Annotated in this window: 8 protein-coding genes and 1 rRNA gene; all 9 read right to left on the minus strand. The window is 42.1% G+C overall.

Annotated features, from left to right (window positions below; all coding sequences use genetic code 11):
• Positions 1-28: 28 nt before the first annotated feature.
• Positions 29-895 carry a 16S rRNA (cytidine(1402)-2'-O)-methyltransferase gene (rsmI, locus tag GGR02_RS13715; RefSeq protein ID WP_183185562.1) on the minus strand — a complete coding sequence of 289 codons (867 nt, stop codon included), beginning with the start codon at positions 893-895 and terminating at the stop codon, positions 29-31.
• 15 nt (positions 896-910) lie between these two features.
• Positions 911-1657, minus strand: a complete 747-nt coding sequence (locus tag GGR02_RS13720) for a tRNA1(Val) (adenine(37)-N6)-methyltransferase (RefSeq protein WP_183185563.1) — start codon at positions 1655-1657, stop codon at positions 911-913.
• Positions 1658-1875: 218 nt separating this feature from the next.
• Positions 1876-2223 carry a DNA replication initiation control protein YabA gene (yabA, locus tag GGR02_RS13725; protein WP_183185564.1) on the minus strand — a complete coding sequence of 116 codons (348 nt, stop codon included), beginning with the start codon at positions 2221-2223 and terminating at the stop codon, positions 1876-1878.
• A gap of 16 nt (positions 2224-2239) precedes the next feature.
• Positions 2240-3067, minus strand: coding sequence for a PSP1 domain-containing protein (locus GGR02_RS13730; protein WP_183185565.1), 828 nt, complete (start codon positions 3065-3067; stop codon positions 2240-2242).
• Entirely contained in the window at positions 3060-4064 is a 1005-nt protein-coding gene (gene holB / locus GGR02_RS13735) for a DNA polymerase III subunit delta' (protein ID WP_183185566.1), read from the minus strand. Before holB ends, GGR02_RS13730 begins: the two co-directional genes overlap by 8 nt.
• A 74-nt stretch (positions 4065-4138) precedes the next feature.
• The gene (gene tmk, locus GGR02_RS13740) at positions 4139-4777 is read right to left on the minus strand and encodes a dTMP kinase (protein ID WP_183185567.1); all 639 of its coding nucleotides are present in this window, start codon (positions 4775-4777) and stop codon (positions 4139-4141) included.
• Positions 4778-4800: 23 nt separating this feature from the next.
• Entirely contained in the window at positions 4801-6234 is a 1434-nt protein-coding gene (locus GGR02_RS13745; RefSeq protein ID WP_183185568.1) for an aminotransferase class I/II-fold pyridoxal phosphate-dependent enzyme, read from the minus strand.
• A 73-nt stretch (positions 6235-6307) separates the two neighbouring features.
• The gene (locus GGR02_RS13750) at positions 6308-6499 is read right to left on the minus strand and encodes a sigma factor G inhibitor Gin (RefSeq protein WP_183185572.1); all 192 of its coding nucleotides are present in this window, start codon (positions 6497-6499) and stop codon (positions 6308-6310) included.
• Positions 6500-6638: 139 nt separating this feature from the next.
• Positions 6639-6755 (minus strand): 5S ribosomal RNA (rrf, locus tag GGR02_RS13755).
• Between the last annotated feature and the right edge of the window lie 163 nt (positions 6756-6918).

Here is a 6918-nt window from a genome sequence, read left to right on the forward strand (position 1 = left end):
AAGGATGTTCTTCCTAGAACATCCTTTTTTATTGGTGATACGCTTGGTAAATTTCCCGCTTTGGTATGTTGCGGTCAACCGCTACTTGTTTAATTGCTTCTTTTGTGTTCATATGTTTCTCTTGCACGTAATAATCAACATGCTCGACAATCGACAAAGGTTGCCACCATTCATCTTGCGCTTCTTCGCACTCTTTCGCGCCGTCAACGACAATGCAAAATTCCCCGCGTACTTCTTCTTGTTTTGCCCACTCAATTACTTCGCTCACCGTCCCACGAATAAACTCTTCAAACCGCTTTGTTAATTCGCGGCATAATGCTATCTTTCGCTCTCCTAGTACTTCCTGCATCACGAGCAACGTATCTTCGAGCCGATGCGGCGCTTCATAAAAAATAAGCGTATCGCGAACTCGTTTTAACGCATCAAGCTGCTTTTTCTTTTCCTTTTTTGTACGATCAAGAAACCCAAAAAAATAAAAATGCTCTGTCGCAAGACCAGAAGCAACGAGCGCCGTCACCGCTGCATTCGCACCAGGAAGCGGAACTACTTTACATTTTGCCTCAATGGCCGCTGCGACAAGTTCATATCCGGGATCGGAAATTGCCGGCATCCCTGCATCGCTAACAAGCGCTATACTTTTTCCTTCTTGAAGCCACTCGACAATTTTTGCACCACTTGCGTATTTGTTATGCTCATGATAGCTAATGACAGGAGTCGTGATTTCAAAGTGGTTCAATAATTTCTTCGTTTGCCGCGTATCTTCTGCCGCAATCCAATCTACTTCCTTTAACACCCGTAACGCCCGTAATGTAATATCTTCAAGATTGCCGATCGGCGTCGGAACGATATAAAGCATACCAACGCTTTCTTCTGCAAAACTTTTTTGCTGCCACATCCTCATCTTTCTCCTTTATTTGGAAGTACCATACAACAGTTGTTTTACTTCATCTGTATACTCATCATCATCGCGATACACAATTAAAGGCGGCAAAATTTTTAAATCAGGGCTTCCGTCTTTTATCCCTTCAATTAAAATCGTGTTCGCCTCTTTTCCAAGCTTCGGATAGACAAACCTCAACCGTTTCGGTTCGAGGCGATATTGCCGCATGAGCGTAACAATATCTAACAACCGACCCGGCCGATGAACAAACGCGGCTTTTCCGCCTTGCTTTAACAACTGGCTGCTTACGCGAACGACGTCTTCTAACGTACAGTAAATTTCGTGACGCGCAATGGCTAAATGTCGGTTTTTATTTATTTCCTCCTCGCTCACGGTCGGGAAATATGGCGGGTTGCACGTTACAACATCGTATTTGCTATAACCTAATTGCTTCGGCATCTCTTTAATATCGCCGTGAATAAGTTCAATTTGTTTGTCTAATCCGTTATACTGTACGCTTCGTTTCGCCATGTCATACAGGCGGTCTTGAATTTCGACACCAATAATTTTGCCTTTCGTTCGCTTGCTCAACAACAAAGGAATCACGCCGTTTCCCGTGCATAAATCGATAATATTCCCTTTTTGAATCGGCATATACGCAAATTTCGCTAATAGCACCGCATCTAACGAAAAAGCAAAAACAGACGGGCTTTGAATAATGCGCATATTTTCGTTTAGAAGATAATCAAGTCGTTCATCCTCGTAAAGTTTGATCATCTACTCCAACCTCTTTCGTTCACTTAAGAAAAGCGCAAAGCGCCCGCCTATCGGCGAAGATCGCACAAGCCCCACCGAGGAGGCTTCGCCGCCGCAGCGTGGGGCGGAGCGACTCGAGCCGATGGCGCTTGGAGCTAGACAGCGCTCCACCTAATCGTAAAATTTTATACTTTCCTATCTTTCAAGAAAAGAGCCTCTCCTTCATTGGAAAGGCTTTACTATTTTTTATTTAAAAACGATAAGCAAAATAAACAATCTTCTTTACGAACGCTTCCGTAATGAACGTTGCAAATATGAAACCCTTCTTGGTAAAGTCGCGCTAAGTTATCATATCCTTCTCCGATATCAATCAGCTTTCGTTCGTTCTTCTCTTTTTTCCTAGAAGGCACTGTTTCTCCTGCAAGTTCTTGTAGCCGCTGCCGCAAATGCGTATTTTCCACTTGTAAATGGTGATTTTCTTCCAGCAACTGTGCAAAATGTTCTTTCAATTCTACAAGCTGACGATAAAATTGGCTAATTTGTTCTTCCATATTTGTTATGGATTGAAAAATCTCCTTCTTATTCACTATAAATCCACCCCAATTAATCCGTGGCTTGAATCGACAAAACTCCCTCTTTTATTAACTCATCAATCGTGTACTCTACTACTCGCTCATGCTCGGACAACTCCACCTGCAACACTCTTTCTAAAATATTCAAGCCGACTACCCTTCCGACACCATGTGGAGTTTCAATATATTCCCCTAAATCCGGAAGTTGTTCTTTTGCCGTTTCATACTCATCATTTTCATATTTTAAACAACACATTAACCGACCACAAAGCCCCGATATTTTCGTCGGATTTAACGATAAGTTTTGGTCTTTCGCCATTTTAATCGAGACAGGGTCAAAATCACCAAGGAACGTCGAGCAGCACAACATACGTCCGCACGGTCCGATACCGCCTAGCATTTTCGCCTCATCGCGCACACCGATTTGGCGCAACTCAATCCGCGTCCGAAAAATGGCTGCCAAATCTTTCACTAGCTCGCGAAAATCGACACGCCCGTCAGCAGTAAAATAAAAAATGACTTTATTGCGGTCAAACGTATATTCCACATCGACGAGTTTCATTTCCAGCCCGTGTTCCTCAACCTTTTTTAAACAAATTTCGTATGCTTCTTGCGCTGCTTTTTTATTATCCTCCACAACCATTCTATCTTTTGCATCCGCAATACGGATAACTTTTTTTAGCGGCAACACGATGTCGTTTTCGTCTACTTGTTTATTGCTAATAACAACCTTACCAAACTCAATGCCGCGGACGGTTTCCACGATGACAAATTCCCCGGTTTGAATCGTTAATTCGCCAGGATCAAAATAATAAATTTTGCCCGCTTTTTTAAAACGAACACCTACTACATTATACAAACGTCGTTCCCCCCTTTAAGTTGAGGATAAGCTGTTCCATTAAAAGATGTACGTTCATATTTGTATTTAAACGCGCTTTTGCCTGCAAAATAGTCGTCATATTATTGATGGTTCGCTTTTGCGAGCATGCCAACGCCCACTGCCGCAAATCATCTAATCGGTCACAATAAACGACATGTTCTCGTTGGCCAAGCTGCAAATGCAAAATATCTCTATATAAGTACAATAATAAATCCAGTCCCATGTCTACCTGCTGCTTCTCCTGAAAATGAGGCATCCATTTTTCTTGGAGAAAGAGAAGCGCTTGAACCTCGTTTTGGTTTAACGCTTCATATAATTGTAACACTATTTTTCGCGACTCTGCAAACCAATCGTTTCGACTCCATTCGAGCGCTTCTTCGTAATTATTCGTCACATGTGCCGTAAGCATTGCCAGATGAGGCGGAATATGCTCTTCTTTTAATCGATTAGCAAGCAAAAGCGGCGGTAACGGCTGAAATGATACGACTTGGCAGCGCGAAATAATGGTTGGTAACAAACGATGAAGTTGTTCCGTCAACAAAATAGCAGTTGTTCCTGTATGAGGTTCTTCCAAAAATTTTAATAAACTGTTCGCCGCATTCGTTGTCATTTTATCTGCATGGACAATGACGTATAATTTTTTCCTCGATTCTACACCCGTTTTCGCAAATTCTGCTTGCAACGCCTCAATTTGCCCTTTTTTAATCGATTGCCCGTCCGGCTCAATCCAGTGGACATCTGGATGGTTTCGCGACCCGATTCGTCGACAGTTGCTGCATTCACCACAAGGTTGATAGCCATCTCGATTGAAACAAAACAAACTTTTGGCAAATAAAAGGCTCGCTTCACGTTTTCCAGTTCCTCGTTGCCCTTCCAATAAATACGCATGGGCAACCCTTCCTTTTTCAATGCTATTGGCTAACATTTTCATGGCAACTGGCTGGTATTGCTGAAGTTGTTCCCAAATGACTGCCACATTTATCACTCGCTTATTAATCGTCTATATTCTCCTTTATTCTAACACGTCTTTATCATTTCATCATTTGCAGTTCACGGCATGTTTTTTTCCAAGTTCCCCATTAAAATAGAAATCGCGTCAGCAAACACATCAGCAACCGATTTTGACGCATCAAGCAAAACAATCCTCTCTGGAAATCGTTCGACTAGTTGCAAATACCCTTTCCGGACGTTTTCATGAAATGACAAACTTTCCAAATCTAAACGATTGATTTCTCGTTTTTCGTTTCCATAAATTCTCTCTAGTCCTATTTTTGGATCAATATCAAAATAAAGCGTTAATGTTGGAAAATAGCCTTCGATGGCAAATTGATTAATGCTTAGTACCTCATCTATTCCTAACCCTCGCGCAAACCCTTGATACGCAAGCGAACTATCAATAAAGCGATCACATAACACAATTTTCCCGTCTTTTAACGCCGGAATCACTTTTTCGACAAGATGTTGCCGACGTGCCGCAGCATAAAGCAACGCTTCTGTACGACCGTCCATCACCTTATGAGCAGGATTTAAAATAATGTCGCGAATTTTTTCGGCAATCTCAATGCCACCCGGCTCACGTGTCGCGACTACGTCCCATCCTTTGTCCCGCAAAAACGACTCCACCATCGATATAATCGTTGTTTTTCCTGCCCCGTCTGGCCCTTCAAACGAAAAAAAATAACTTGTCATTACTTGTCTCCTTTCTTGTTGCGTTATTGTTCCACCACTTCTATTTGATAAGAAGATAAATAAGTTCCTCCTTGGAATCGGGCACCATATTGCTTTAATGCCATGATTTGCTCGATATGCTCTTTGCGAATCACTTCTCCCATACATAACAATGGTATTCCTGGTGGGTATGGGATAATCGTTTCCGCAGCGACTAGTCCTTCTGCTTTTTCAAGCAGAACAACCTTTTTCGGTAATTTCGCTAACACGCGATAAGAAATCGATGGAGAAGCGTCCATAAATGAATAAGGGACAAACGCCATTGTCCGTGCATCATCATGCATTCCTTTAAACGCCCGCTTCATCTTTTCAATAATTGCTGGCAAATCTTTCACCGGCGCCAATGGGTACACAAGAAGAACATTAAACGGATCAGCTAGTTCAGGAAAAATCCCTTGTTGTTCAAGTCGCTGTTGCAACTCATACCCTGAACATTCGCTTCTCGTTTGAATAGTAATTTTTAATAAATCCGTCGTTACTAATGGATCGTTCGAGTGGACGACTGTTACCCCTTCGCTTTCATTTATCTTTTCTTTCAACTGCTCAATTTGCGCTTGAATATGTTGGATGTCCTCTAAAGCCACATTAGCTACATAACTTCTTGCTAAATCAAGCGAAGCCATAATTGGATAAGACGGGCTGCTCGACTGAAACACTTGCAAAAAATAGCGCAATTTCTCTTTATCTACAAGCGAACTATTCACATGTAAATAAGAACCCATCGTCATCGCTGGTAACGTCTTATGCGCCGATTGAACGACAATATCTGCACCATAGACAATCGCTGATGTTGGAAATGGCGGACCAGCAACAAAATGTGCTCCATGCGCCTCATCTACAAGTACTGGAATGTCGCGGCTGTGAGCAATTTTTATTATTTCTTCTAAATGAACCGACATACCGTAGTAGTTCGGATTTGTCAAAATTACTGCTGCTGCATCAGGATGCTCCTCTATTGCTTTTTTTACTGTAGCAAAAGAAACGTACGATGCAACCCGAACCGTTTCGTCAAATTCAGGAGAAAGAAAAACAGGTGCCGCACCAACTAACTGAAGTGCATGAATCACCGACTTATGGCAATTCCGTTGAACAATGACCTTTTTATGTTCTTCACACGTTGCAAAAATCATCGCTAAATTTCCTACTGTTGAACCGTTCACTAAAAAAAACGTTTCCTCCACACCATAAAGCTCAGCAGCCAATTGTTGCGCCTCAGCAATAATAGACTCCGGATGGTGCAAATCGTCGAGCCCGCTCAATTCCGTCACATCAAGCCGCAACAACTTCCTGTAATCTTCTCTAGCCTGCATCGGAAAAACAGTTCCGTATTTATGGCCAGGCACATGAAACGAAACTGGGTTAACTGAAGCATGTTGTGTTAAAGCATTATATAGCGGTGTGTTTTTTTGTTTGTTCATTTAAACCATCCCTTTAAGATTTGCGTTCACCACTTAATATATAATAAAACAGGTCCTATTAATAGGACCTGTTCTATGAATATATTTCCCGATTCATAATTTTTTTCAACTGTTGTAAGTAAAAGCGATATTTCGGATCGACCGTATCTGTCCGAACTATTTCTTTCTCGCAGTCTATGCAAAGAAATTTTGTATAAATATGAATTCCTTGTTCTTTCGGTTGTTCGCAAACGATGCATGTTTCCCCAATCGATTGATTTGTCATCGCCACCTTCCACCTCCCATTTGCTATTTTTCCCCCATTTATAAGTTTCTATACTTACAAGATATGTATTTTCAGTTTGTTTGTATCAATGAAACAAAAAGAAAAGACTGACTAAACATTTGTTTAGTCAGTCTTTTCTGCCTAGCAACGTCCTACTCTTGCAGGGGCGCTAGCCCCAACTACCATCGGCGCTGGAGAGCTTAACTTCCGTGTTCGGGATGGGAACGGGTGTGTCCTCTCCGCTATCGTCACTAGACGAATGAAGGATTGTTCCTTCAAAACTAGATAACAGGGGCAGAAGAAAAGGAGTTGCAGTGGCTGAACAGTCGCCTACGCTTTTCGTATTGTCTAGCTCCGAACTAACATCCTCCTCCGCGTCCGCTTTCTCCATCGACGTGCAAGCACGTCTTCGTCGAAAG

This window comes from Anoxybacteroides voinovskiense, assembly GCF_014196205.1.
In the GTDB taxonomy this organism is placed as follows: domain Bacteria; phylum Bacillota; class Bacilli; order Bacillales; family Anoxybacillaceae; genus Anoxybacteroides; species Anoxybacteroides voinovskiense.